The sequence below is a fragment of the Pseudomonas sp. W2Aug9 genome (genome assembly GCF_023127755.1).
GTDB lineage: Bacteria > Pseudomonadota > Gammaproteobacteria > Pseudomonadales > Pseudomonadaceae > Aquipseudomonas > Aquipseudomonas synxantha_A.
Genome location: NZ_SPKL01000008.1, coordinates 134225 through 157932 on the forward strand (window position 1 = coordinate 134225; position 23708 = coordinate 157932).

Here is a 23708-nt window from a genome sequence, read left to right on the forward strand (position 1 = left end):
CATAAGGGGTAGAATTCGCGCCTAGTCCAGAGTGTGTATTTATGTCCCAAGAGCTTTCCGCCGAGCAGATTCAACAGGCCCTGCAAGGCATCAGCGTGCCGCCCCAACCGCAAATCATGGTGGATTTGCAGATGGAGCAGTACATGCCCGACCCGGACCTGGAAGTGATCGCACGGTTGATCTCCCAGGACCCGGGCTTGTCTGGTGCGCTGCTGAAGATCGTCAATTCGCCGTATTACGGCCTGAGCAACAAAATTGCATCGATCCAGCGTGCGGTAAACCTGTTGGGCAGCCGCTCGATCATCAACTTGATCAACGCGCAGTCGATCAAGGGCGAGATGAGCGACGACACCATCGTTACCCTCAACCGTTTCTGGGACACCGCCCAGGATGTGGCGATGACCTGCCTCACGCTGGCCAAGCGCACCGGCTCGCAAACCGTCGACGAAGCCTATGCCCTGGGCCTGTTCCACGATTGCGGCGTACCGTTGATGCTCAAGCGTTTTCCCAACTACATGTCCGTGCTGGAACAGGCTTACGCCAACGCCGGCCCGGATTGCCGCGTGGTCGACACCGAAAACAACGCGTTCCACACCAACCATGCAGTGGTCGGCTACTACACCGCCAAGTCCTGGCGCCTGCCGGAGCATGTCACCGACGCCATCGCCAATCACCACAACGCTCTGGCGATTTTCAGTGATGAGTCGTCGCGCAACCCGCAGCTCAAGAACCTGCTGGCTATCTTGAAGATGGCCGAGCATATCTGTTCGTCGTTTCGCGTACTGGGGAGCCAGGCGGTGGACCATGAGTGGAATGCAATCGGCCATCTGGTGCTGGATTACGTGGGCCTGTCGGATTACGACTTCGAAAGCCTGAAGTTGTCGATCCGCGAACTGGGTGCGCACTGAACCGTCATTCAAGAGGTACACATGCCCGAGTTACCTGAAGTCGAAACCACCCGACGCGGCATTGCCCCGCACCTGGAAGGCCAACGCGTCAGTCGCGTGGTGGTGCGTGAGCGGCGCCTGCGCTGGCCGATCCCGGAAGACCTGGATGTGCGCCTGTCCGGGCAGCGCATCGTGCTGGTGGAACGGCGGGCCAAGTACCTGTTGATCAATGCCGAAGTGGGCACCTTGATCAGTCACTTGGGTATGTCGGGCAACCTGCGTCTGGTTGAGGTCGGTATGCCCGCGGCCAAGCATGAACATGTGGATATCGAGTTGGAATCGGGGATGGCCCTGCGCTACACCGACCCTCGGCGTTTCGGCGCGATGCTCTGGAGCCAGGATCCGCACAACCACGAGCTGCTGCTGCGTCTGGGCCCGGAGCCGTTGACCGAGCTGTTTGATGGCGAGCGTTTGTTCCAGCTGTCACGCGGCAAGTCCATGGCGGTGAAGCCGTTCATCATGGACAACGCGGTGGTGGTGGGCGTGGGCAATATCTATGCGACAGAGGCGTTGTTTGCGGCGGGGATTGATCCGCGGCGTGCCGCCGGTGGCATTTCACGCGGGCGCTATTTGAAGCTGGCGATTGAGATCAAACGGGTGCTGGCCGCCGCTATCGAGCGGGGCGGCACCACGCTGCGCGACTTTATCGGCGGTGATGGGCAGCCGGGGTATTTCCAGCAGGAACTGTTCGTGTATGGCCGTGGCGGCGAGGCGTGCAAGGTCTGCGGGAGCGAGTTGCGCAATGTGGTGCTGGGGCAGCGGGCGAGTGTGTTTTGCCCCAAGTGTCAGAGCTGATTGCTGGGTGAGGGCTGATATTGCTATCGCAGGCAAGCCAGCTCCCACATTTGAATGTATTCACATATCCAAGTGTGGGAGCTGGCTTGCCTGCGATGAGGCCTTTACGGGCAATGAAAAGGCTTAGGCCTTACCGGTAATCTTGCGGTACTTCTCCATCAACTGCTCTTCAGTCTCCGGGTGCGCTTCATCCAGCGGAATGCAATCAACCGGGCAAACCTGCTGGCACTGCGGTTCGTCGTAGTGGCCGACGCACTGGGTGCACAGGTTGGGGTCGATCACGTAGATCTCTTCGCCCTGGGAAATGGCGGCGTTCGGGCACTCGGGTTCGCAGACGTCGCAGTTGATGCAATCGTCGGTGATGATCAGGGACATGGAAACTCCTGCCAGGGCACTCTGCCAAGGCATCTGAAAACTAATGCGCGCAATTGTGCCGCATTGGCGCCCGCAGTGCGAGCAGGCACCGATTGAGCGGTCTTACTTCTTGAAGCGCAATGTCAGTGCGTCCGCCACGGCAGGATGCACGAACTTGGTGATATCTCCGCCCAAAGCAGCAATTTCACGAACTAACGTCGAGGAAATGAACGAATAACGCTCCGACGGTGTGAGGAACAGGCTTTCCACGTCCGGCGCCAGTTGGCGGTTCATGTTGGCCAGTTGGAATTCGTATTCGAAATCCGACACCGCCCGCAAGCCGCGCAAGAACACATTGGCGTTCTGCTCCTTGGCGAAATGCGCCAGCAATGTCGAAAAGCCCACTACTTCCACATTCGGCAGGTGCTTGGTGACCTCTTGCGCCAGCTCCACACGTTGTTCCAGGGGAAACAGCGGGTTTTTCTTGGGGCTGGCTGCGACCGCGATGATCACATGGTCGAACAGGCGAGAGGCGCGTTCGACCAGATCGCCATGGCCTTTGGTAATCGGGTCGAAGGTACCTGGGTACAACACTCGGTTCATCGCGTCGTCCTGGCGGAGTCCGTTGGGGAACCGGATGGTATCGCAGCCATCCCGGTCGGCCAAGTCGACTTACGTAGATAAATGCCGTGAATCGAACGGTTTTTCACGCTGTTTTCAGACGTTCGGCCAAGGCTGACGCCAGTTGGGCGCTCAATCCATACACCGACAACTGGGGATTTGCCCCGATGCTGGTAGGAAACAGCGAGCCGTCATGAATCGACAGGTTACGCAGTTGGTGGTGGCGACCGAGGCTGTCGGTTACCGCATGCTTCGGATCTTCGCCCATGGCACAGCCGCCCATCACATGGGCGCTGCCGAGTGTTGTGCGGTGCAACTCCAGGTTCAAACCGTCAATCATGCTGCGCGCTTCGGCCAGGCTGTTCACGTACCGTGCGTCGTGATGCAAAGGCTTGACCGATTTGGCCCCTGCCGCGAACTGAATCTCGGCCATGCTGTGGAAGGCCCGGCGCAGGCCGTCCCAGGCGTAGGGTGAAACCTGATAATCGAGCACGGGTGTGCCATCGCCGCGTAAATCCACGCTGCCGCCCGGGCTGTCGGGGTGAAAGCCGTCGCGCAGCAGGGCGAGCATGGCGTGGGTGTGAGGCAGTTGGTTCATGTCCAGCGCGTTCTGTTTGCCGTAACCGCCAAACAAGGTGCTGGCCAATCCTGGGTGTAAGGGTGGCGCTTCGAGCTTGTAGGACATTTTGCCGGTAGTGCCGTCCTGCCATTGGAAATGGTCGGAGTAAATCGATTGCGGCGCACCGTAGAACGGGTTTATCACTTCGTCGAACAGCCCCGCCGAGAAGTTGACCAGGTGCAAGAAGGTCCGCTTGCCCAGCCGCGAATGCGGGTCGGGCGCGTCCGAGCGCATCAGCAGGGCCGGGCTATTGATACCGCCGCCCGACAGCACGTAATGCCTGGCTTTTACGGTGATCTTGCGCCCGGTCGGCGCCACGCAGCGCTCGTCCATGGCCACGCATTCCAGGCTGCTGATGGTGTCGCCGCTGTATTTGAGCTGCTCGGCGCGGGCGAGGTACAGCAGTTCGCCGCCTTTCTCCAGGGTGGAGGGGATAGTCGTCACCAGCATCGATTGCTTGGCGTTCACCGGGCAACCCATGCCGCAATAACCCAGGTTGAAGCAGCCGCGCACATTGCGCGGGATCACATGCCAGCTGTAGCCAAGCTTTTCGCAGCCTTTGCGGATCACATCGTTGTTGGCATTCGGTGGAAGCGCCCAGGGTGCGATGCCCAGGCGCTGTTCCATTTTTTCGAACCAGGGCGCCATCTCGGCGCTGCTGTGGCCCTTCACCGCGTATTCGCTGGCCCAGTGGGCGAGGGTGGCGTCGGGTGTACGAAAGCTGGAGGTCCAGTTGATCAAGGTGGTGCCGCCCACCGCCCGGCCTTGCAGGATGGTGATGGCGCCGTCCTTGCTCATGCGGCCGATGCCTTCCTGGTAGAGGCTGGCGTAGGCTTCGTCTTCGAGCAGCTTGAAGTCACTGCTGGTCTTGAGTGGGCCCTCTTCGATCAGCAACACCTTGTAGCCAGCGGCGCTGAGGATCTCTGCGGTGGTGCCACCACCGGCACCGCTGCCAATAATGGCTACATCGGCTTCCAGGGTCAGGTCGTTGTCGAGGGCGGCACCATTGTGGGTTTTCCAGCCACGGGCCAGGCCATCGCGGAACAGATCGGGTACGGGCATCAGGGTCGTCTCTGGTTTTTATTGTGAGGGATGCGAATCAGATCTTCGGTGGGCCGGGATAACCGCAATGGGCCCAGGAGGCGGGCCGGAAATACCAGGCCATGATCACCAACTTGAGCAGCGAGCCCTGTCCCATGCGCAGCAGGTTCAGGTAGCTGTTTTCCCAGCGGTGCAGGAAGTTGCGGATCTGCTCGCTGCTGGCATTTTCCCAACTGCCCCAGATACCGGTCAGCGGGCCGCGGGTGATGCCCATGCCCAGCACGTCGAATAACTGCTGGGTGAGCTTGAACATCTCCGGCGACAAGTTTTGCAGGCTGTAGTCGAGTTTTTTCAGGGTGTCTTCAATGCCTGCGACCACTGTCTCGGCGCTGGCCGCACCCTCCAGCAGCACTGGGATCACCGCGCGCAAGAACGGCAAATCACTGGCGCGCAACATCGCGAAGCCGCTGGCCGGCGTACTGCTGGAGCAACCGCTGAGACTGGCGCCAAGCCCGGCCGTGGCGAGGAAAGCGCTGGCGCACAGGCCGATTTTCAAGACGCCGCGCCGAGACAGTGCGGGTGAATCGTTCAGGCTGGGGTTCATTGTTTTTATCGTCCTGAAGGTGACGGTTATCAGCGGATAAACAACTTCTGGATCAATTTCTGAATCGATTTGCCGTAAGGGGGGTAGATCAACTTCGCCGCGTTCAGGCGCTGTTTAACCAGCACGCCCTTGGCCTTGCTGAATGTCAGGAAGCCTTCATGGCCGTGGTAATGGCCCATGCCCGACGGGCCGATGCCACCAAATGGCATGTCGTCCTGGGCTACGTGCAGCAAGGTGTCGTTCAGGCATACGCCGCCGGAATGGGTTTCGTGAAGCACACGCTCCTGCTCGTTCTTGTTGTAGCCGAAGTAGTACAGGGCCAGTGGGCGTGGACGCTGGTTGATGTAGGCAAAGGCTTGGTCAAGGCCGCGATACGGCACGATGGGCAAGAGCGGGCCGAAAATCTCGTCCTGCATGACTGTCATGTCGTCGCTGACATTCAGCAGCAGGCTGTGGGCCATACGTCGAGCCTGGCCTTGCTCGTACAGTGGGACCAGGGTGGCGCCCTTGTCGGTAGCGTCCTTGGCGTAGGCATTGAGCCGGGCCAGTTGCCGCTCGTTGATGATGGCGGTGTAGTCCGGGTTGTCGGCCAGGGTCGGATAAAACCCACGCACGGCCTTGGAATACGCCTCGACAAACCCTGCGACGCGGTCCTCCGGCACCAGCACATAGTCTGGCGCCACACAGGTTTGCCCGGCATTCAAGGCTTTGCCGAAGGCGATGCGCTCGGCGGCGTCCTTGAGCGGTACATCGGCCGAGACGATGGCTGGTGACTTGCCGCCCAGTTCCAGGGTGACCGGCGTGAGGTTTTCGGCCGCCGCACGCATCACGTGTTTGCCAATGCTGGTGGCACCGGTAAACAGCAGGTGATCGAAGCGCAATTTGGAAAACGCCATGCCCACTTCGGCTTCGCCCAGCACCACGCACACAAGGTCCTCGGGAAAGATCCTGGCCAGCAGCGCCTTGAGCAGTTCGCCGGTGGCCGGTGTGGACTCGCTGAGCTTGAGCATCACCCGGTTGCCGGCGGCCAAAGCCCCGACCAACGGGCCGATAGCCAGATACAACGGGTAGTTCCACGGCACGATGACGCCGACGACGCCCAACGGTTGATAAATGACTTTGGCCGAGGCGGGCTGGAAGGCAATGCCTACAGCGCGGCGGGAGGGTTTCATCCAGCCCTTGAGGTGTTTGCTGGCATAGTGAATGCCATGCAGGCTGGGCATCAATTCGGCGAACAGGGTTTCGTCTGCGCTGCGATGGCTGAAGTCCTGGCTGATCGCAGTGATCAGCGCCTGGCGTTCGTCGCTGAGCACATCGCGCAGGGCCTTGAGCCATTGTTGGCGTTGCGCAGCCGGTGGCATCGGGTTGGCGGCGTAGGCGCGACGCTGGGCTTCGAACAGCTCCTGGAGGTGGTCCAAGGCCTGGGCATCTTGCAGGTAGGCAATGTTGGCAGACATGGCGCAGTTCCCGATTGTTATAGGTCTGCCTGGATTTTTAGAGTCATTGCTCTAAATTGTCAAATAACATTGCAGTAACATCCAGATTTAACCTGGCCGGCATAGGCCGTAAGATGCCCCATCCCGTGTTTGGAAGCTGATCCCCCATGGCACCACGAGTAAAGACCAGCGAGCGCATTGTGCAAACCAGCCTGGAGCTTTTTAACCAGCAGGGCGAGCGCAGTGTCAGCACCAACCATATCGCCGCCCATATGGAGATTTCTCCGGGCAACCTGTACTACCACTTCCCCAACAAGCAGGCGATCATCGCCGTGCTGTTTCGCGAATATGAAGCCCTGGTGGACAGTTTCCTGCGCCCGCCCCAGGGGCGCACGATGGTGGTGGAGGACAAGCGCTTTTATCTGCAAGCCGTGCTGGCGGGCATGTGGCGCTATCGTTTCCTGCACCGCGACCTCGAACATCTGCTGGAGAGCGATCCGGAACTTGCCACAGGCTATCGGCGGTTTTCCCAGCGTTGCCTGATCCAGGGCGGTGCCATTTACCAGGGGTTTGTCGATGCCGGCATTCTGAATATGGGCCCGGTGCAAACCGAAGCCCTGACCCTGAATGCCTGGATCATCCTGACCTCCTGGGTGCGGTTCCTGTGCACCACCAACGAAAAGTCCACCCACCTGAGCGCCGAGGCGATCAAGCGCGGGGTGTACCAGGTGCTGGTGTTGGAGGCGGGGTTTGTCACGCCCCAGGCCAAAGAAGCGGTGGATGCGTTGTTCAAGGAATTTTACGTGCCCCTGAACCAGGCACTGGAAGAAGTGAAGTAAGACCTTTCCCCTTTGTATTCACAGGAGTCAGTCATGCCGCTTGCCCAACTGATCAGCCCCCCGCAATTGGCCGAGCGCCAGAAGTCGGCAGGGCTGGTGATCCTGGATTGCCGCTTTGCCCTGGAAGACCCGGATTACGGCCTGTGCAGCTACACCGAAGGGCATATCGAGGGCGCGCAATACGCCGACCTGGAGCGCCACCTCAGCGGTCCGGTAACCAAGGGCGTGACGGGTCGTCATCCTTTGCCAGCAGCAGACACGTTCGCCAAGCAGCTACGGGCCTGGGGCATCAGTGCCGACACCGATGTGGTGCTGTATGACGACGGCCCCGGTGCCTATGCTGCCCGTGCCTGGTGGCTGCTGGCCTGGCTGGGCAAGCGTGATGGGGTGTTTATTCTCGATGGTGGCCTCAAGGCCTGGCACAGCGCCGGTTTCCCCTTGAGCCTGGATGCGCCGGTGACCGAGCCGGGCACCTTCACTGGTACGCCGGATAATCGGCTGGTGCTGGATGCCGAGCATTTGCAAAAACGCCTGGGTCAGCCCGGCCTGACCTTGATCGACGCCCGCGCCCAGCCGCGTTTTCGTGGCGAAGTAGAGCCCATAGACCCGATTGCCGGGCATATTCCCGGCGCGCAGTGCGCAGCATTCAATGAAAACCTGGGCAGTGACGGGCGCTTCCTGCCGGCCGAGCAGCTCAAGCAACGCTTTGCTGCGCAGTTGCAGGGGCGCCCGCCGCAGGAGTTGGTGGCGTATTGCGGTTCGGGGGTGACGGCGTGCCATAACCTGTTTGCCCTGGCGTTGGCGGGGTATCCGTTGGGCAAGTTGTATGCGGGGTCGTGGAGTGAGTGGATTACGGATCCGGCGCGGGAAATTGCAACAGGCGACTGAGCAATTGGCCCTGTAAACCCAATCAAAATGTGGGAGGGGGCTTGCCCCCGATTGCAGTGTGTCAGTCTCAGTATCTGTAACTGATCCACCGCTATCGGGGGCAAGTCGAATCGTCGCACCGCCCCTCCCACATTTTTAACTGCGTTGTGTCAGTAACCACTGTGGGATGCGGCGTTCCAAGTAATAGCCGGGACGTTTCAGTGAACCCTCCACAAAGCCCACATGCCCACCCTTTGTCAGCAATTCAAACTCGGTGCACTCCGACAGCTCACTCGCTTCCGGCAGGCTATGAGCAAACACAAACGGATCATCGGCGGCCTGGATGATCAGTGTTGGTGTGCGGATATCGCCCAGGTAGTAGCGACTGGATGCGCGGCGATAGTAATCCTCAGCACTCAAGAAGCCATGCAACGGCGCAGTCACTCGCCCATCGAAGTCCCAGAACGTGCGCATCTTCTCCAGGGAGCCCAGTGCCTCCAGGGTTTTCAGTCCTTCCTCACGTCCATCTTGCAAAAACTGGCGTTGCTTTACGCGAATGTACGCCAGCATCTCGCGCATGAAATGCTTCTGGTAAATCCGCGAAAACCCCAGACCGATGCGATCAGCGCATTGGTCCAGGCGAAACGGTACCGAGACCGCCGCCGCGCCTTGCAGCCCCGAAGTCACGCCGGTTTCGCCCAAGTGCTTGAGCAACACATTGCCGCCCAGGGAATACCCCACGGCATACAGCGGTGCCAGTGGCCGTTTGGCGCGCAGATGGGCAATCGCCGCGGCCAGGTCTTCGCTGGCCCCGGAGTGATAACTGCGCGCCAGAAGGTTGGGCTCGCCCGAGCAGCCGCGCCAGTTCAACGCAACGCTGGCCCAACCTTGGCCGGCGAGGGCTTGTTGCAGGCCGGCCACATAGGGCGAATTGGACGAACCGGTCAGTCCATGCAGCACCAGTACCAACGGTGCGTGCAGGTCATGGGGGCCATGCCAGTCGAGGTCGAGGAAGTCGCCGTCTTCCAGCCATAGACGTTCGCGTTGGCGTTCGATATGGGTCGTTGGGCGCAACAGCGGCCCCCACAGTGTTTGCAGGTGAGGGTTGCCGAGGCCGAAGGCGGGTTTGAACAGATCGGAAGAGGGGGTCATGAAACTCTCGGTAGCCAGTGAGCTCGCCGTGGCAAGCTCCCCTGCCACAGGTTAAGCGGCGTTTTCGACCAGGCGATGCCACAACGCGTAATACACCCGCCCGGACTTTTGCTCCCGATGCAGGCGCCAACTGCCCGGCAGGCCGAGCGTTGATGGCGCGGTCTCGCTTTCAGTGTAGATCCAGGCATCCGGTGCCAGCCACTGGCGCTCTTCGAGCAAAGCACACACAGTCGGCAGCAGGTTCTGGTTGAACGGCGGGTCGAGGAACACCACGTCGTATTCAGTCACCGCCTGGGTTTCCAGGTAGCGCAGCGCGTCAGCCGTCTGTACCTGGCCGGTGGTGCAACGCAGCGTGCCCAGGTGTTCCTTGAGGCTGGACACCGCCACATTACTGGCATCCAACGCCTGGCCCTGGGCCGCGCCACGCGACAGCGCCTCCAGGAACAGCGCGCCACTGCCGGCGAACGGGTCCAGCACCTTGGCCCCGCCGATGTATGGCGCCAGCCAGTTGAACAGGGTTTCACGCACGCGATCCGGCGTCGGGCGCAGGCCTACGACGTCGGGGAAGCTCAGCTTGCGGCTGCCCCATTCACCGCCAATGATGCGCAGTTGGCCCACACCGTTATGCACGTTGTGGACAGGTTTTTTCGGGCGAGATGAACTGGCCATTAATGCTCCGGAACCCCGAGCGGCTGCTCGGCAGGTTTATCAGTGGGGGGCGGTAGTGGCTTTTGCGCAATCGTCGGGCCGGCGGTCACGATGACCATCTTGTCGGCGCTCAAGTGTTTGTTCATTGCAGCCTTGACCTGCTCTACGGTCAGGGCCTGGGATTGTTTCATGAAATCTTCCAGATAGCTCAGCGGCAGGTTGTAAAAACCCATGGCGCCCAGTTGCCCGACAATATCGGCGTTGCTCGCGGTGGACAGCGGGAAGCTGCCGGCCAGTTCGCGCTTGGCGTCGTCCAGTTCTTTTTGCGTGGGGCCGTTCTTGAGGTAGTCAGCCAGTACATCCTCAACCAGGCGCAGGGTGCCGCCGCTCATTTCGGCGCGGGTCTGCAAGTTGATCATGAACGGGCCGCGCACCTGCATTGGCGAGAAACCGGAGTACACGCCGTAGGTCAGGCCGCGTTTCTCGCGCACTTCGCTCATCAAACGGGTGCCGAAGCCACCGCCGCCAAGGATCTGGTTGCCCAGGGACAGAGCTGCGTAGTCCGGATCGGCGCGGTCGATGCCCAATTGCGCAAACAGCAGGTGGGTTTGCTTGGAGGGAAACTCGATACGGCTCAGGCCGGCTTTTGGCTCGGTCGGTTGAGCGATCTTGGCCATGGCGGGCCCTTTGGGCAGCGAGGCCGACACTTTGGCCGTCATGGCCTCGGCCTCAGCGCGAGTCAGGTCGCCGACCACCGCAATCACAGCATTACCCGCCGCGTAGGCTTTGGCGTGGAATGCCTTCAACTGCGCCAGGGTGATCTTCGGCACACTCTCGGGGGTGCCTTCGCTCGGGTGCGCGTAAGGGTGATCGCCGTACAGGCGTTTGAACAGTTCGATGCTCGCCAGCTTGGCGGGGTTCTGCTTCTGATACTCGAAGCCGGCCAGGATCTGGTTCTTGATCCGCGCCAGGGAGTCTGCCGGGAACGTCGGTTGGCCAATAACCTGGTCGAACAGTGCCAGGGCTGCGGTGCGCTTATCGCTGTCGCTGAGGCTGCGCAGGGTGACCAGCGCCATGTCGCGGTAGGCACCATTGCCGAAGTCGGCGCCGAGGCCCTCAAAGCCACTGGCGATCTGGCTGACATCCTTGCCCGGCACGCCTTCGTTGAGCATGGCGTTGGTCATCAGCGCCAGGCCCGGTGTGTCGCCATCCTGGCTGCTGCCGGCGGCGAACAGGATGCGCATATCGAACATCGGCAGTTCATGGGCTTCGACAAACAGCACCTTGGCGCCTTCGGCGGTGGTCCAGGTTTGCACATCGAGCTTGCGGTTGGTTGGCGCCTTGCCGTCCAGTTCCGCCAGCGACTGCAGGGTGCTGGCCGATTGGGCCTTTTCCAGAGCCTGGCTGGCGACCGACTCGCTCGGGCGCAGGAAATACACGGCACTGGCCGCAACCAGGGTGACTGCGATCAGGCTGGGCAGGATCAGGCGGCTGCTTTTACGATCACTCATGAGCGGTCTCCTCAGGCAATACATGGGCGACGCTCAGACGTTCGCGGGTGAAATAGGTGCGCGCGGCTTTCTGGATATCTTCTGGCGTCACGCTTTGCAGGTCAGCCAGTTCGGTGTCCATCAGCTTCCAGGACAGGCCGACGGTTTCCAGGGAGCCGATGGCAGTGGCCTGGCTGGTGATGGAGTCACGCTGGTACACCAGGCCGGCAATGACCTGGGCCCGGATGCGCTCCAGTTCTTCAGCGGTCGGCGGCTTGGCTTTCAACTCATCAAGCAGGCGCCACAGGCCGGCTTCGGCTTGGGCGACGGTCTTTTGTTTCTGCTGGTTGGGCGTGGCCGAGAGCATGAACAACGTATCGCCACGGGTATAGGCGTCGTAGTTGGTGGACGCGGCGGATACCAGCTCCTCACCACGTTCCAGTTGCTCGGAGATACGTGCACTGTAGCCGCCGTCCAGCAGGGCCGAGATCAGGCGCAAGGCTTGCACCGAGCGTTTGTCTTCGGCGGTGGCCAGGCCCGGTACGTTGAAGCCCAGGAACACGCTTGGCAGTTGGGTCTGCACCCGCAGGGTCAGCAGGCGCTCGCCGGGTTCGGCCAGCTCCAGCGGGATCTTCGCCGGTGGTACATCACGCTTGGGGATCGGGCCGAAGTAACGCTGGGCCAGGCTTTTCACCTCGTCCGGGGTCACATCGCCGACCACTACCAGGGTAGCGTTGTTGGGCACATACCAGGATTGGTACCAGTGGCGCAGTTCCTCGACCTTCATGCGCTCAAGGTCAGCCATCCAGCCGATGGTCGGCGTGTGGTAGCCGCTGGCCGGGAAGGCCATGGCCTTGAAGCGTTCGTAGGCCTTGGACATCGGGTTGTCGTCGGTGCGCAGACGGCGTTCTTCCTTGATTACCTCGATTTCGCGGCTGAACTCGTCGGCGGGCAGGCGCAGGCTGGCCATGCGGTCGGCTTCCAGCTCAAAGGCCACGCCCAGGCGGTCGCGGGCCAGCACCTGGTAATACGCGGTGTAGTCATCGCTGGTGAACGCGTTTTCTTCGGCGCCCAGGTCACGCAGGATCAGCGAGGCTTCGCCGGGGCCGACCTTGGCGCTGCCTTTGAACATCATGTGTTCAAGGGCGTGGGACAAACCGGTCTGGCCTGGGGTTTCGTAGCTTGAACCAACCTTGTACCAGACTTGGGAAACCACCACTGGCGCGCGATGGTCTTCGCGCACGACCACTTTAAGGCCGTTATCCAGAGTGAATTCATGAGTGGGTTGTGGGTCGGCAGCGAAGGCTGAAAGGGGCAGACAAACTGTGCTGAGCAGCAGGCCTGCGGCGCGGCGGGCTAGAGCATTCATTCGTTTTTTAACCTGTTGGGCTGCCCGCTTGGTCTTAGCGTCGGCGGGCGAGGAGGTGCTAGGATACTGATCCGATTTAGGGACGGCCACTGCGGTCGTCATCTAGTCCTGGGTTCAGTCGTAGGAAAGTTGGAGTAGTTGGCGTTTTTCCCCGACAATCTTCCACGTTTCGCCGATTTTATCGCTTCAGTCCCATATTGAAACGATTTGCCAAGGCACTTATTTACGCCTTACAAAATGTTGCGCATGAACAAGCGGGCGTTAAAGCAGTCTGTTCTGCATCGAATTTATTTACCGAGGCGCCCTGGCGCATCGCTACTTTGAGATAGCCGTCCTCCATGTTTGGTTCCAACGACGACAAGAAGAGCCCAGCTGCGGCTGGCGAGAAAAAAGGCCTGTTCGGATGGCTGCGCAAAAAGCCGCAGGAAACCGTCGTCGAACAGCCGCAGGTTCAAGCTGAGCCTATTCCAGAGCCTATAGTAGAAGCCGAGCCGGTTGCCGAGACGCCGGCGCCGGTGGTGTTGCCCATCGCGGAGCCGGTATTGCAGCCGGTGGTCGAGGCAGAACCCGAGCCGGAGCCCGAGCCCGAGCACAAACCGTGGCTTGCGCTACCGGTAGCCGAAGAGCCGGTGGCACTGGTTGAAGATGTGCAGGCTGAACACGTGACGCCGCCCATTCCGGTGGCGCCACCGGTAGAGGTAGTGGTCCAGACGCCGCCAGCGGTCGAAATCCCGGTTGAAGTGCCTGCTGTCGTTGCCGCGCCTGCGGTGATCGAAGAGCCTGTCGCGCCTGCCGAAACCAGCAAGAGCGGCTTTTTCGCCCGCCTCAAGCAGGGTCTGAGCAAGACCAGCGCCAGCATCGGCGAAGGTATGGCCAGCCTGTTTCTGGGCAAGAAGGTCATTGATGATGAACTGCTGGAAGACATCGAAACCCGCCTGCTTACCGCCGACGTGGGTGTCGAAGCCACTGCCGTGATCATCCAGAGCCTGACTCAGAAGGTCGCGCGCAAGCAACTGACCGACGCCGATGCGTTGTACAAATCCTTGCAGGCCGAACTGGCTGCAATGCTCAAGCCCGTGGAAGCGCCGCTGGTGATCACCCCGAACAAGCCGTTCGTGATCCTGGTGGTCGGCGTCAACGGCGCGGGCAAAACCACCACCATCGGCAAGCTGGCCAAGAAGCTGCAGGGCGAGGGCAAGAAAGTCATGCTCGCCGCCGGTGACACCTTCCGTGCCGCCGCCGTCGAGCAGTTGCAGGTATGGGGCGAGCGCAACAAGATCCCGGTGATCGCCCAGCACACCGGCGCCGACTCCGCTTCGGTGATCTTCGATGCCGTGCAGGCCGCCAAGGCGCGTAATATCGACGTGTTGATCGCCGATACCGCCGGGCGCCTGCACACCAAAGACAACCTGATGGAAGAGCTGAAGAAAGTGCGCCGTGTGATCAGCAAGCTCGACGCCGATGCGCCGCATGAAGTCTTGCTGGTGCTCGACGCCGGTACTGGTCAGAACGCCATCAGCCAGGCCAAACAATTCAACCAGACGGTGCAGCTGACCGGCCTGGCATTGACTAAGCTCGACGGCACGGCCAAGGGCGGGGTGATTTTCGCCCTGGCCAAACAGTTCGGGTTGCCGATTCGTTATATCGGTGTCGGTGAAGGTATCGACGACCTGCGCACCTTTGAAGCCGAACCCTTTGTACAGGCACTGTTTGCCGAGCGGGAGCGTTCATGATTCGATTCGAACAGGTCGGTAAACGCTATGCCAACGGGCATGTGGGCTTGCATGAGCTGAGCTTTCGAGTGCGTCGCGGCGAGTTCTTGTTTGTCACCGGTCACTCGGGCGCTGGCAAAAGCACGCTGTTGCGCCTGTTACTCGCCATGGAGCGCCCGACCACCGGCAAGTTGCTGCTGGCGGGCCAGGACCTGGCTACCATCAGCAATGCGCAAATTCCGTTTCTACGCCGCCAGATCGGCGTGGTGTTCCAGAATCACCAGCTGCTGTTCGATCGCACGGTGTTCAACAACATCGCGCTGCCGCTGCAGATTCTCGGGCTGTCCAAAGCCGAAATCGTCAAGCGCGTGGATTCGGCGCTGGAGCGCGTGGCATTGTCGGACAAGACCGACCTTTACCCGGGGGACCTGTCCACCGGCCAGCAACAGCGCGTCGGTATTGCCCGCGCCATCGTCCACCGTCCGGCCTTGCTGCTGGCGGACGAACCCACCGGTAACCTCGACCCGCGCCTGGCGGCCGAGATCATGGGGGTGTTCGAAGACATCAATCGGCTGGGCACCAGCGTATTGATCGCCAGCCACGACCTGGCCCTGATCGCCCGTATGCGCCATCGCATGTTGACCTTGCAACGTGGCCGCTTGATCGGTGATGGGGAGGCTGGCGTATGAGTGCTACCCGTAGCCCCAAAGTATCCGAACGCGTGGCACCCAAGCCTGCCGATCCGCAACCGCCGAAGAAAAAGCGTGACGAAGACGATGGCCCGGACTTCGGCACCTTGCTGCACGCCTGGATCGAAAGCCATCGCGCCAGCCTGCTTGACAGCCTGCGTCGCCTGGGCAAACAGCCGATCGGCAGCTTTTTCACCTGCCTGGTCATGGCCGTAGCCTTGAGCCTGCCGATGGGCTTGTCGCTGCTGCTTAATAATGTGGAGCGCCTCGGCGGTTCCTGGCAGCGGGCGGCGCAGATATCGCTGTACCTGAATCTGGACACCAGCAGCAAGGACGGCGAAGCGCTACGCGACGACATCAAGAACATTCCGGGCGTAGCGGATGCCGAATACATAAGCCGCGATCAAGCCCTTGAAGAATTCCAGCAGCAGTCCGGCCTGGGCGAGGCGCTCAAGGAGCTGCCGCAGAACCCGCTGCCGGGCGTGGTGCTGGTGACGCCGAACGAGGTCGACAAGCCGGCGCTGGAGGCCCTGCGACAAAAACTCGCAGAGATGCCCAAGGTGCAACAGGCCCAACTTGATCTAGTCTGGGTAGAGCGCCTGGCCGCGATCCTCAAGCTGGGTGACCGCTTTGTGTTCGGCCTGACGGTGTTATTAGTGTCTGCATTACTTTTGGTGATAGGTAATACCATTCGTCTTCATATTGAAAACCGTCGCACCGAGATAGAAGTGATTAAACTGGTCGGCGGCACGGACAGCTATGTACGCCGTCCTTTCCTGTACATGGGCGCGCTTTATGGCCTGGGTGCCGGGGTGTTGTCCTGGGGCGTGCTGGCGTTTGGCCTGAATTGGTTGAACGACGCGGTTGTCGGGCTGGCGGGTTTGTATGGCAGTGATTTTGCCCTGGCCGGGGTGCCGGTAGCCGATGGTCTGAGTCTCTTGCTTGGCGCGGTGTTGTTGGGGTATATCGGTGCCTGGATTGCGGTAGCACGGCATTTACGTGAACTGGCGCCGAAGTAGTTAATGCCAGATTAATGTGGTTTCGTTTGTATTGACCGTATCAGTGGTTTAGGGAACTTGTCCTACGGTTCCCAGGTCAATTTTCGCAGTGCTGAACTGCACGAGTTATGTGAGTCGGAGGTTTTTTCGTATGACCACTTCTTTGCAACCTGCTTATGCCTTGGTCCCGGGTGCGAACCTGGAGGCTTATGTGCACACGGTCAACAGCATTCCATTGCTGACACCCGAGCAGGAGCGTGAACTGGCCGAGAGTCTCTACTATGAGCAGGATTTGGGGGCGGCTCGGCAGATGGTGCTCGCCCACCTGCGTTTTGTCGTACATATCGCCCGTAGCTATAGCGGCTACGGCCTGGCCCAGGCTGACCTGATCCAGGAAGGCAACGTTGGCCTGATGAAGGCTGTAAAGCGCTTCAACCCTGAAATGGGTGTGCGCCTGGTTTCGTTTGCCGTGCACTGGATCAAGGCGGAAATCCACGAGTTCATCCTGCGCAACTGGCGCATCGTGAAAGTGGCGACCACCAAGGCCCAGCGCAAGCTGTTCTTCAACCTGCGCAGCCAGAAGAAACGCCTGGCGTGGCTGAACAACGAAGAAGTCCACCGCGTGGCCGAAAGCCTCGGTGTGGAGCCTCGTGAAGTGCGCGAGATGGAAAGCCGCCTGACCGGCCATGACATGGCCTTTGACCCAGCCGCCGAAGCGGATGACGACAGCGCCTTCCAATCGCCTGCCAACTACCTGGAAGACCACCGGTACGACCCGGCGCGTCAACTGGAAGACGCCGACTGGAGCGATAATTCCAACCACAACCTGCATGAAGCGCTGGAAGTGCTGGACGACCGCAGCCGTGACATTCTCTACCAGCGTTGGCTGGCAGAAGAGAAAGCCACGCTGCATGACCTGGCGCAGAAGTACAACGTGTCGGCCGAGCGGATTCGTCAGCTTGAGAAAAGCGCGATGAACAAGCTGAAGTTGTCGATCGCCGCCTAATTCAGCTGGCAATGCTAGTTTGAAAATGTGGGAGGGGGCTTGCTCCCGATAGCAGAGTGTCAGTCAACATCAAAGTGACTGATCTATCGCTATCGGGAGCAAGCCCCCTCCCACATTTGTTTTGTGTTGTGTCAGTTGGACCAGGGGGCTTTTCGAGAGTTGTTCAGCTCAGTCAGGTATCCAGCGCCACCTAATTGACTCATCTGCTGGCGAATCCAAGCCGCTCGCCTGGCCACATACGCGGTCGGATGACTGGCACTCCATACCCTTGGATTAGGCAACACCGCCGCCAGATAGCTGGCCTGTTGCCGCGAAAGCCCCTTGGCGCTCACGCCAAAATGGTGCCGCGCCGCCGCCTCTGCGCCGAATACGCCTTCATCCCATTCCACGCTGTTGAGGTACACCTCAAGAATCCGCTCCTTGGGCCACAGCACCTCGATCAACCCGGTGAACCACGCTTCCAGGCCCTTGCGCAAATAGCTGCGGCCGGCCCACAGGAACAGGTTTTTCGACACTTGCTGGCTCAGCGTGCTGGCGCCGCGAATCGAGCCGCCGCGCTCGTTGTGCAGGATCGCCGCCTGGATCGCGCCAAAATCAAAACCCCAATGTTGCGGGAAGCGCTGGTCTTCACCGGCCATCACCGCCACTTTGAGGTCATCGCTGATTTCATCCCACGGTACCCAGCTGCGTTGCAGGTCAATGGGTTCGCCGTCGATCCAGGACTCGACCTTGCGCTCCACCATCAACGCGGTAAACGGGGGCGGGACCACACGAAACAGCAGCACCAGCAACACACTGCCGATGGCGAACCATTTCACGACGTTGAGAAAGCGTTTGAAGAGGACACGCAGCATAGAGATGGCTTGGCCGAACCCGTTGAGCGGGCCATTATACAGACCCTGCCCGATGAGTCTGACTGGAGTTCCCCATGCTGCGTAGCTTTCTGATGCTGGCTGCCTTTTTCGGTTTTACCGGTGTCGCCCTGGGCGCGTTCGCCGCCCACGGCCTGAAAAACCGCCTGAGCGCCGACTACCTGGCGATCTTCCATACCGGCGTGACCTACCAACTGGTGCACGCCCTGGCGTTGTTCGGCGTGGCGTTGCTGGCGGCGCATATTCCCGGTCGATTGGTCAGTTGGGCGGGTATCTCGTTTACCGTCGGTATCCTGCTGTTCTCGGGCAGCCTGTATGTGCTGACGATGACTGGCATCAGCAAACTCGGGATCATTACGCCGTTCGGCGGGCTGGCGTTCCTGCTTGGCTGGTTCTTCCTTGGCCTGGCAGCGTGGCGCTTGCAGCTTTGACCGCTTGACGCTTGGAGCTGACCGGCAGGTCCCAATCGCGCTAGAATGCGGGCCCCTAAAAACGATGGCGGCCCGTGGCATGCGCATTCAGTTGAACGGCGAACCCTTTGAACTGCCCGACGGTGAAACCGTCGCGGCCCTGCTGACCCGCCTGGACCTGACCGGGCGTCGCGTCGCAGTGGAGCTCAACCTGGATATCGTCCCGCGTAGCCAGCACGCCGAGACCTCGCTGAAGGAAAACGACCAGGTCGAAGTGGTCCACGCCATCGGTGGCGGTTAGCCCGCCACGGCGGTAACGCATTCTGCAGAACCTCATCCAAACAGAGGATTTCCCATGAGCATCGTTCGTAACGACAAGCCTTTCGTCCTGGCCGGTCGTACCTACCAGTCCCGCTTGCTGGTCGGCACCGGCAAGTACCGCGACATGGAAGAGACCCGCCAGGCCATCGAAGCCTCGGGTGCCGAAATCGTGACGTTCGCCGTGCGCCGCACCAACCTGGGCCAGATTGAAGGCGAACCGAACCTGCTCGAAGTGCTGTCCCCAGACCGCTACACCTTCCTGCCGAACACCGCCGGTTGCTACGACGCCATCGAAGCCGTGCGCACCTGCCGCCTGGCCCGTGAGTTGCTGGACGGCCACAACCTGGTGAAGCTGGAAGTGCTGGCCGACCAGAAAACCCTGTTCCCCAATGTGATCGAAACCCTCAAGGCCGCCGAGACCCTGGTCAAGGAAGGCTTTGACGTGATGGTCTACACCAGCGATGACCCGATCATCGCCCGGCAGCTGGCAGAAATCGGCTGTATCGCCGTGATGCCGCTGGCTGGCCTGATCGGTTCGGGCCTGGGCATCTGCAACCCGTACAACCTGCAGATCATCCTTGAAGAAGCCAGGATCCCAGTGCTGGTGGATGCGGGCGTGGGCACTGCCTCCGACGCGACCATCGCCATGGAACTGGGCTGCGACGCGGTGCTGATGAACTCGGCCATCGCCCACGCCCAGCAACCGATCATGATGGCCGAAGCCATGAAACACGCGATCGTCGCGGGCCGCCTGGCCTACCTCGCCGGGCGCATGCCGAAAAAACTCTATGCCAGCGCCTCTTCGCCGCTGGATGGTCTGATCAAGTAAGAGCTATTGATGACTGAATCAAACGAAACGCCGAACACCGTGGAAGCGGGCGACGAGTCCAAGCACCGCCGCATCAAGAGTTTTGTGATGCGCGCCGGCCGTATGACCGAAGGCCAGCAAAAGGGCCTGGAGCAAGGCACGCCGCTGTTCGTTTTGCCCCTGGCCGATGCGCCGGTTGATTACGACCAGGTGTTTGGCCGTTCGGCCCCACGCTCCCTGGAAATCGGTTTCGGCATGGGCCACTCCCTGCTGGAAATGGCCGCGGCCGCGCCGGAGCAGGATTTCATCGGTGTGGAAGTCCACCGTCCAGGTGTCGGCGCATTGCTCAATGGCGTGCTGACCCAGGGCCTGACCAACCTGCGAGTTTACGACTGCGACGCGATTGAAGTGCTCAACCGCTGCATCGCCGACAACAGCCTCGACCGCCTGATGCTGTTCTTCCCCGACCCGTGGCACAAAGCCCGTCACCACAAGCGTCGTATCGTCCAGGCGTCCTTTGCGGAGTTGGTGCGCAGCAAGCTGAAAGTGGGCGGTATCCTGCACATGGCCACCGACTGGGAACCGTACGCGGAATACATGCTGGAAGTGATGAACGTTGCCCCTGGCTACCGCAACCTGGCCGAAGACGGCAAATGCGTGCCACGCCCGGCCGAGCGGCCGATCACCAAGTTCGAACGCCGCGGCGAGCGATTGGGGCATGGAGTGTGGGATTTGAAGTTCGAGAAGTTGGCTTAAGCAGTCATCAGCATTGAAATGCAATCAAATGTGGGAGGGGGCTTGCTCCCGATAGCAGGGTGTCAGCCACCAAATCTTTGGCTGATACACCGCAATCGGGAGCAAGCCCCCTCCCACATTTGTATCTGTGTTGGGCCTGGGATCAGCGCCGGTCTGCCACTACCCCAATCAACACCAGCACCACGATCAACACCGGCGCCAGGCTGTAGTTATTGAATTGGCTCAGCCCCCGCACAATCCACGGCGTAGCGTAGATCAACGCCGCACCGCTGCCGATCATGCACAGCAGGGCCATCAAGGGCACGCGCAGGGCGCCGGCGATGCTGCCCAGGCGCGCTTCGACCCAGCCCTTGATATCGGCGCCGAACAGCACCAACAAGCAGCCCACGAGGGCCAGGGAGATTTCCGACAGGTTGCTACGGCTCCAGCGGGATACGGTGGCGAGCAGGTCGAGTACCAGATCCATTCGATTTCCTTAAGAGCGATCAGCTCAAAAACGTCTGCAACAGGTCATTGAGAAAGAGTTGCCCGCGGTCGGTTGCCGCCAGGCGTGACGGTTCGACCTGCATTAATCCACTTTGTTCTGCCTCGCGGCGGCCTTCATCGAGGCTGGCCAGATCAAGGCCGGTGCGTTCGGCGTAGAGCTTGGCATCGACCCCTTCGGTCAGGCGCAGAGCGTTCATCAGGAACTCGAACGGCAGTTCGTCGTTGGTCAGCTCTTTCGCTCCGGCCTGGAAGCTTTTGGCCGGGTTGAGGTAGTCCTTGGGGGCGCGGGTTTTCCAGGTGCGTACGATGCGCCCGTCCGGGTGGCTGAGCTTGCCGTGGGCGCCGGCGCCGATGCCGATAAAGTCGCCAAAGCTCCAGTAATTCAGGTTGTGTCGCGCCGGGCGGCCGGGCTGGGCATAGGCCGACACCTCGTATTGCGCGTAACCGTGTTCGGCGAGCAGCGCCTGGCCGGCTTCCTGGATGTCCCACAGTGTGTCGTCTTCCGGCAGCGCGGGCGGCTGGTTCCAGAAGACGGTGTTGGGTTCCAAGGTCAGTTGGTACCAGGACAGGTGTGTCGGCTTGAGCGCAATGGCTTGGCGCAGGTCGCCTAGGGCGTCGTCCAGGGACTGGTTGGGCAAACCGTGCATCAAGTCCAGGTTGAAGTTATCGAACCCTGCCTGGCGCGCCATGCCAGCGGCGCGCACGGCTTCATCGCCATTGTGAATACGGCCCAGGGCTTCAAGCTTCTCTTGCTGGAAGCTCTGGATGCCGATGGACAGGCGATTGATCCCCAGTTTGCGGTACGCCACGAACTTCTCTTGCTCGAAGGTTCCGGGGTTGGCTTCCAGGGTGATCTCGATATCCGCGGCGAACCGAATACGGGCTTCCACGCCTTTTAACAAGCGGCCCAAGGCGGCGGCGCTGAACAGGCTGGGCGTGCCGCCACCGAAGAAAATCGAACTCAGCTCCCGGCCATAAACGGCGTGCAGGTCTTGATCCAGATCCGCCAGCAATGCATCTACATACTCTTCTTCCGGCAGCACCTTGCTGGCGGTGTGGGAGTTGAAGTCGCAATACGGGCATTTGCGCACGCACCAAGGGATGTGGATGTACAGCGCCAGGGGCGGCAGGTGGGGCAGGGCCGCCCGTGGTGTTTGCGCGCCACCGTGGATCAGCGGCTGCGCAGAGGTGTTCTGGGTCATTTCAAGCCCAGGCGCTGGCGCAGCAACGCCATGGCGCGGGCGCGGTGGCTGATCTGGTTCTTGTCGGCCGGGCTCAGTTCGGCGCTGGAGACATTGCGCTCCGGCACCCAGAACAAAGGGTCGTAACCGAAGCCATGCTCACCGCTGGCGGCGTGCAGGATGCGCCCGTGCCACAAGCCTTCGCACAGGATCGGCAGCGGGTCATCGGCATGTCGCACCAGGGCCAGCACGCAGACGAACTGTGCACCACGTTCGGCGTCGGGCACGTCCTTGAGCGCGTCGAGCAGCTTGGCGTTATTGGCTGCGTCGCCCTCGCCGTCGGCGTAACGGGCCGAATAAATGCCGGGCGCGCCGCCGAGAAAGTCCACCGCCAGGCCCGAGTCATCCGCCAGGGCCGGCAGGCCGGAGATGCGTGCTGCGTTGCGGGCCTTGAGGATGGCGTTCTCAACGAACGACAAGCCGGTTTCTTCCGGTTCGACCTGGCTGAACTCGCCAATCGAACGCAGTTGCACGGATTCACCGAGCATGGCCTGCAGTTCTTTGAGTTTGCCGGCGTTATGGCTGGCCAGTACGAGTTGGGTAAGGTTCATCATTCGGCCGGAAACAGTTCTTGGTTGAATTGGAAACCATGGGCTTTGCCGCCGGTTTCAACGTTGATGGTAAATGTCTTGTATTCCCGCTGGGTCACCGAGTAGGGCGCGAGGTAGCTGATGCCGCCTTTCTCTTCGATTTGCTTGAACGTCAGGATCTCGCTTTTGCCGCCCAAATCCTTGATGGTGCCGGTCACCTGGGCCGCGACCGGGGCCACGCCCTTGATCACAGTCACGTTGATCAAACCCTTCTCTTTGCTGCGCACTACGCCGACTTTCTGTGCGGTCTCGGGTGGCAGGAAGCTGGAGGTGAAGGTGTTGTAGTGAACGGTGATATCGCCGAAGTCTTTCTTGCGATTAGCGTCGATAGTGTCGGCGGCCATGGCGCTGGCGCCCAGGCATGCGGTCAGTAGAAAAATAGCCAAACGACTCATGAACGTCCCTCTTGAAGATGATTAGACGGCAACTTTGTGGTCGGTCAGGCCAGGACTGCTGACCCGGTAAATACCGATTTCGCCCAATAGATTGGGCCATAGCTTACTCGCCCAGCCGTGGCGGTGCTGTTGATCGACGGCAAGGCGGTTGATGACCTTGGCTTCACGCTCGCCACACAACGCTTCGAAGTCTTCGAAGGTGCAGAAGTGGATGTTGGGCGTGTTGTACCACGTGTACGGCAGGAAATCCGAGACCGGCATACGGCCCTTGGTGGCCAGGTACCAGCGGCAGCGCCAGTGGCCGAAATTGGGGAAGGTGATGATGCATTGGCGGCCAACGCGCAGCATTTCGTCGAGGATGCGGTCCGGGTAGTGCACCGCTTGCAGGGCCTGGGTCATCACCACGATATCGAAGCTGTTGCTGGCGAAGTTGCCCAGGCCCTTGTCCAGGTCCTGCTCGATTACGTTGATGCCCTTGGCCACGCACTGGGCGATGTTGTCCGGGTCGTTTTCCAGGCCGTAGCCGGTGACTTGCTTGTTGTCGCGCAGCCAGCTCAGCAGTTCGCCATCGCCGCAGCCCAGGTCGAGCACGCGGCTGCCGGCGGGGATCCAGTCTTGGATGATTTCCAGGTCGGCTCTCAT

The 23708-nt window shown here is 60.7% G+C and carries 27 protein-coding genes; 12 read left to right on the plus strand and 15 right to left on the minus strand.

All coding sequences use genetic code 11. The annotated features are described in order from the left end of the window. Positions 1-95 precede the first annotated feature (95 nt). Together E3O56_RS05220 and mutM are read left to right on the plus strand one after the other, a co-directional pair. Positions 96-908 carry an HDOD domain-containing protein gene (locus E3O56_RS05220; protein WP_177464458.1) on the plus strand — a complete coding sequence of 271 codons (813 nt, stop codon included), beginning with the start codon at positions 96-98 and terminating at the stop codon, positions 906-908. 21 nt (positions 909-929) lie between these two features. Continuing rightward, entirely contained in the window at positions 930-1742 is an 813-nt protein-coding gene (gene mutM, locus E3O56_RS05225; protein WP_005792299.1) for a bifunctional DNA-formamidopyrimidine glycosylase/DNA-(apurinic or apyrimidinic site) lyase, read from the plus strand. Between the two features lie 123 nt (positions 1743-1865). On the opposite strand, the gene E3O56_RS05230 is transcribed toward mutM, so the two are convergent. The 5 genes from E3O56_RS05230 to E3O56_RS05250 form a co-directional block, all read right to left on the minus strand. Then, complete coding sequence (locus E3O56_RS05230; protein ID WP_003195146.1) at positions 1866-2117, minus strand: YfhL family 4Fe-4S dicluster ferredoxin; 252 nt, start codon at positions 2115-2117, stop codon at positions 1866-1868. A gap of 102 nt (positions 2118-2219) precedes the next feature. Further along, positions 2220-2699 (minus strand): pantetheine-phosphate adenylyltransferase, encoded by a 480-nt coding sequence (coaD, locus tag E3O56_RS05235; RefSeq protein ID WP_003195136.1) that lies wholly within the window; start codon positions 2697-2699, stop codon positions 2220-2222. Between the two features lie 103 nt (positions 2700-2802). Then, positions 2803-4398: a GMC family oxidoreductase gene (locus E3O56_RS05240; protein WP_148853840.1), complete on the minus strand. Its 1596-nt coding sequence runs from the start codon at positions 4396-4398 to the stop codon at positions 2803-2805. A gap of 37 nt (positions 4399-4435) precedes the next feature. Beyond that, the gene (locus E3O56_RS05245) at positions 4436-4981 is read right to left on the minus strand and encodes a hypothetical protein (RefSeq protein ID WP_005792296.1); all 546 of its coding nucleotides are present in this window, start codon (positions 4979-4981) and stop codon (positions 4436-4438) included. 29 nt (positions 4982-5010) lie between these two features. Beyond that, the gene (locus E3O56_RS05250) at positions 5011-6438 is read right to left on the minus strand and encodes a coniferyl aldehyde dehydrogenase (protein WP_248127949.1); all 1428 of its coding nucleotides are present in this window, start codon (positions 6436-6438) and stop codon (positions 5011-5013) included. Between the two features lie 146 nt (positions 6439-6584). Between E3O56_RS05250 and E3O56_RS05255 the strand changes: the two genes are divergently transcribed. Both E3O56_RS05255 and E3O56_RS05260 read left to right on the plus strand, forming a co-directional pair. Beyond that, on the plus strand, positions 6585-7256 hold the full coding sequence (locus tag E3O56_RS05255) for a TetR/AcrR family transcriptional regulator (protein WP_223017737.1): 672 nt from the start codon (positions 6585-6587) through the stop codon (positions 7254-7256). A gap of 33 nt (positions 7257-7289) precedes the next feature. After that, complete coding sequence (locus E3O56_RS05260; protein WP_032878904.1) at positions 7290-8144, plus strand: sulfurtransferase; 855 nt, start codon at positions 7290-7292, stop codon at positions 8142-8144. 135 nt (positions 8145-8279) lie between these two features. Here E3O56_RS05260 and E3O56_RS05265 read toward each other — a convergent pair whose 3' ends face one another. Genes E3O56_RS05265 through E3O56_RS05280 form a run of 4 tightly spaced genes read right to left on the minus strand, consistent with a single transcriptional unit; the run spans position 8280 to position 12782 of the window. Continuing rightward, on the minus strand, positions 8280-9275 hold the full coding sequence (locus tag E3O56_RS05265; RefSeq protein ID WP_032878905.1) for a hydrolase: 996 nt from the start codon (positions 9273-9275) through the stop codon (positions 8280-8282). A 51-nt stretch (positions 9276-9326) separates the two neighbouring features. Beyond that, positions 9327-9944 (minus strand): 16S rRNA (guanine(966)-N(2))-methyltransferase RsmD, encoded by a 618-nt coding sequence (gene rsmD / locus E3O56_RS05270; RefSeq protein WP_005792291.1) that lies wholly within the window; start codon positions 9942-9944, stop codon positions 9327-9329. Next, complete coding sequence (locus E3O56_RS05275; protein WP_078822563.1) at positions 9944-11434, minus strand: pitrilysin family protein; 1491 nt, start codon at positions 11432-11434, stop codon at positions 9944-9946. The genes rsmD and E3O56_RS05275 overlap by 1 nt, the downstream gene beginning before the upstream one ends. Then, on the minus strand, positions 11427-12782 hold the full coding sequence (locus E3O56_RS05280; RefSeq protein ID WP_005792289.1) for a pitrilysin family protein: 1356 nt from the start codon (positions 12780-12782) through the stop codon (positions 11427-11429). The genes E3O56_RS05275 and E3O56_RS05280 overlap by 8 nt, the downstream gene beginning before the upstream one ends. 338 nt (positions 12783-13120) lie before the next feature. On the opposite strand from E3O56_RS05280, the gene ftsY reads away from it, so the two are divergent. From ftsY to rpoH, 4 genes are all read left to right on the plus strand, one after another. Beyond that, positions 13121-14515 (plus strand): signal recognition particle-docking protein FtsY, encoded by a 1395-nt coding sequence (gene ftsY, locus E3O56_RS05285; RefSeq protein WP_005792288.1) that lies wholly within the window; start codon positions 13121-13123, stop codon positions 14513-14515. Next, positions 14512-15183, plus strand: coding sequence for a cell division ATP-binding protein FtsE (ftsE, locus tag E3O56_RS05290; RefSeq protein WP_003213784.1), 672 nt, complete (start codon positions 14512-14514; stop codon positions 15181-15183). The genes ftsY and ftsE overlap by 4 nt, the downstream gene beginning before the upstream one ends. Further along, on the plus strand, positions 15180-16202 hold the full coding sequence (gene ftsX, locus E3O56_RS05295) for a permease-like cell division protein FtsX (protein WP_005792287.1): 1023 nt from the start codon (positions 15180-15182) through the stop codon (positions 16200-16202). Before ftsE ends, ftsX begins: the two co-directional genes overlap by 4 nt. Positions 16203-16332: 130 nt before the next feature. Further along, positions 16333-17187, plus strand: a complete 855-nt coding sequence (gene rpoH, locus E3O56_RS05300; RefSeq protein ID WP_003176698.1) for an RNA polymerase sigma factor RpoH — start codon at positions 16333-16335, stop codon at positions 17185-17187. Between the two features lie 131 nt (positions 17188-17318). On the opposite strand, the gene mtgA is transcribed toward rpoH, so the two are convergent. Beyond that, positions 17319-18041 carry a monofunctional biosynthetic peptidoglycan transglycosylase gene (mtgA, locus tag E3O56_RS05305; RefSeq protein WP_228309085.1) on the minus strand — a complete coding sequence of 241 codons (723 nt, stop codon included), beginning with the start codon at positions 18039-18041 and terminating at the stop codon, positions 17319-17321. A 74-nt stretch (positions 18042-18115) separates the two neighbouring features. Here mtgA and E3O56_RS05310 point away from each other — a divergent pair, with 74 nt between their 5' ends. The 4 genes from E3O56_RS05310 to trmB all read left to right on the plus strand — a co-directional run bounded on the left by E3O56_RS05310 (position 18116) and on the right by trmB (position 20354). Further along, positions 18116-18490 (plus strand): DUF423 domain-containing protein, encoded by a 375-nt coding sequence (locus E3O56_RS05310; RefSeq protein WP_005792284.1) that lies wholly within the window; start codon positions 18116-18118, stop codon positions 18488-18490. Positions 18491-18569: 79 nt separating this feature from the next. Further along, positions 18570-18770, plus strand: coding sequence for a sulfur carrier protein ThiS (thiS, locus tag E3O56_RS05315; protein ID WP_032878918.1), 201 nt, complete (start codon positions 18570-18572; stop codon positions 18768-18770). A gap of 54 nt (positions 18771-18824) precedes the next feature. Then, on the plus strand, positions 18825-19619 hold the full coding sequence (locus tag E3O56_RS05320; RefSeq protein ID WP_032878919.1) for a thiazole synthase: 795 nt from the start codon (positions 18825-18827) through the stop codon (positions 19617-19619). 9 nt (positions 19620-19628) lie between these two features. After that, positions 19629-20354 carry a tRNA (guanosine(46)-N7)-methyltransferase TrmB gene (trmB, locus tag E3O56_RS05325; protein WP_032878921.1) on the plus strand — a complete coding sequence of 242 codons (726 nt, stop codon included), beginning with the start codon at positions 19629-19631 and terminating at the stop codon, positions 20352-20354. 142 nt (positions 20355-20496) lie between these two features. On the opposite strand, the gene E3O56_RS05330 is transcribed toward trmB, so the two are convergent. The 5 genes from E3O56_RS05330 to metW are packed head-to-tail and all read right to left on the minus strand — an operon-like array spanning position 20497 to position 23708. After that, complete coding sequence (locus E3O56_RS05330) at positions 20497-20820, minus strand: DUF3392 domain-containing protein (RefSeq protein ID WP_043046299.1); 324 nt, start codon at positions 20818-20820, stop codon at positions 20497-20499. A gap of 19 nt (positions 20821-20839) precedes the next feature. Next, positions 20840-22042: a radical SAM family heme chaperone HemW gene (gene hemW, locus E3O56_RS05335; protein WP_078822559.1), complete on the minus strand. Its 1203-nt coding sequence runs from the start codon at positions 22040-22042 to the stop codon at positions 20840-20842. Beyond that, positions 22039-22635, minus strand: a complete 597-nt coding sequence (gene rdgB, locus E3O56_RS05340) for an RdgB/HAM1 family non-canonical purine NTP pyrophosphatase (protein WP_248127950.1) — start codon at positions 22633-22635, stop codon at positions 22039-22041. The genes hemW and rdgB overlap by 4 nt, the downstream gene beginning before the upstream one ends. Continuing rightward, the gene (locus E3O56_RS05345) at positions 22632-23066 is read right to left on the minus strand and encodes a DUF4426 domain-containing protein (RefSeq protein ID WP_148854568.1); all 435 of its coding nucleotides are present in this window, start codon (positions 23064-23066) and stop codon (positions 22632-22634) included. The genes rdgB and E3O56_RS05345 overlap by 4 nt, the downstream gene beginning before the upstream one ends. 21 nt (positions 23067-23087) lie before the next feature. Next, complete coding sequence (metW, locus tag E3O56_RS05350) at positions 23088-23708, minus strand: methionine biosynthesis protein MetW (protein ID WP_005792273.1); 621 nt, start codon at positions 23706-23708, stop codon at positions 23088-23090.

Excerpts from the sequence above, each read along its gene's own strand:
- mutM (WP_005792299.1), top strand. The coding sequence starts at position 930 with ATGCCCGAGTTACCTGAAGTCGAAACCACCCGACGCGGCATTGCCCCG.
- E3O56_RS05230 (WP_003195146.1), bottom strand. The coding sequence starts at position 2,117 with ATGTCCCTGATCATCACCGACGATTGCATCAACTGCGACGTCTGCGAA.
- coaD (WP_003195136.1), bottom strand. The coding sequence starts at position 2,699 with ATGAACCGAGTGTTGTACCCAGGTACCTTCGACCCGATTACCAAAGGC.
- E3O56_RS05240 (WP_148853840.1), bottom strand. The coding sequence starts at position 4,398 with ATGCCCGTACCCGATCTGTTCCGCGATGGCCTGGCCCGTGGCTGGAAA.
- E3O56_RS05245 (WP_005792296.1), bottom strand. The coding sequence starts at position 4,981 with ATGAACCCCAGCCTGAACGATTCACCCGCACTGTCTCGGCGCGGCGTC.
- E3O56_RS05250 (WP_248127949.1), bottom strand. The coding sequence starts at position 6,438 with ATGTCTGCCAACATTGCCTACCTGCAAGATGCCCAGGCCTTGGACCAC.
- E3O56_RS05255 (WP_223017737.1), top strand. The coding sequence starts at position 6,585 with ATGGCACCACGAGTAAAGACCAGCGAGCGCATTGTGCAAACCAGCCTG.
- E3O56_RS05260 (WP_032878904.1), top strand. The coding sequence starts at position 7,290 with ATGCCGCTTGCCCAACTGATCAGCCCCCCGCAATTGGCCGAGCGCCAG.
- E3O56_RS05265 (WP_032878905.1), bottom strand. The coding sequence starts at position 9,275 with ATGACCCCCTCTTCCGATCTGTTCAAACCCGCCTTCGGCCTCGGCAAC.
- rsmD (WP_005792291.1), bottom strand. The coding sequence starts at position 9,944 with ATGGCCAGTTCATCTCGCCCGAAAAAACCTGTCCACAACGTGCATAAC.
- E3O56_RS05275 (WP_078822563.1), bottom strand. The coding sequence starts at position 11,434 with ATGAGTGATCGTAAAAGCAGCCGCCTGATCCTGCCCAGCCTGATCGCA.
- E3O56_RS05280 (WP_005792289.1), bottom strand. The coding sequence starts at position 12,782 with ATGAATGCTCTAGCCCGCCGCGCCGCAGGCCTGCTGCTCAGCACAGTT.
- ftsY (WP_005792288.1), top strand. The coding sequence starts at position 13,121 with ATGTTTGGTTCCAACGACGACAAGAAGAGCCCAGCTGCGGCTGGCGAG.
- ftsE (WP_003213784.1), top strand. The coding sequence starts at position 14,512 with ATGATTCGATTCGAACAGGTCGGTAAACGCTATGCCAACGGGCATGTG.
- ftsX (WP_005792287.1), top strand. The coding sequence starts at position 15,180 with ATGAGTGCTACCCGTAGCCCCAAAGTATCCGAACGCGTGGCACCCAAG.
- rpoH (WP_003176698.1), top strand. The coding sequence starts at position 16,333 with ATGACCACTTCTTTGCAACCTGCTTATGCCTTGGTCCCGGGTGCGAAC.
- mtgA (WP_228309085.1), bottom strand. The coding sequence starts at position 18,041 with ATGCTGCGTGTCCTCTTCAAACGCTTTCTCAACGTCGTGAAATGGTTC.
- E3O56_RS05310 (WP_005792284.1), top strand. The coding sequence starts at position 18,116 with ATGCTGCGTAGCTTTCTGATGCTGGCTGCCTTTTTCGGTTTTACCGGT.
- thiS (WP_032878918.1), top strand. The coding sequence starts at position 18,570 with ATGCGCATTCAGTTGAACGGCGAACCCTTTGAACTGCCCGACGGTGAA.
- E3O56_RS05320 (WP_032878919.1), top strand. The coding sequence starts at position 18,825 with ATGAGCATCGTTCGTAACGACAAGCCTTTCGTCCTGGCCGGTCGTACC.
- trmB (WP_032878921.1), top strand. The coding sequence starts at position 19,629 with ATGACTGAATCAAACGAAACGCCGAACACCGTGGAAGCGGGCGACGAG.
- E3O56_RS05330 (WP_043046299.1), bottom strand. The coding sequence starts at position 20,820 with ATGGATCTGGTACTCGACCTGCTCGCCACCGTATCCCGCTGGAGCCGT.
- hemW (WP_078822559.1), bottom strand. The coding sequence starts at position 22,042 with ATGACCCAGAACACCTCTGCGCAGCCGCTGATCCACGGTGGCGCGCAA.
- rdgB (WP_248127950.1), bottom strand. The coding sequence starts at position 22,635 with ATGATGAACCTTACCCAACTCGTACTGGCCAGCCATAACGCCGGCAAA.
- E3O56_RS05345 (WP_148854568.1), bottom strand. The coding sequence starts at position 23,066 with ATGAGTCGTTTGGCTATTTTTCTACTGACCGCATGCCTGGGCGCCAGC.
- metW (WP_005792273.1), bottom strand. The coding sequence starts at position 23,708 with ATGAGAGCCGACCTGGAAATCATCCAAGACTGGATCCCCGCCGGCAGC.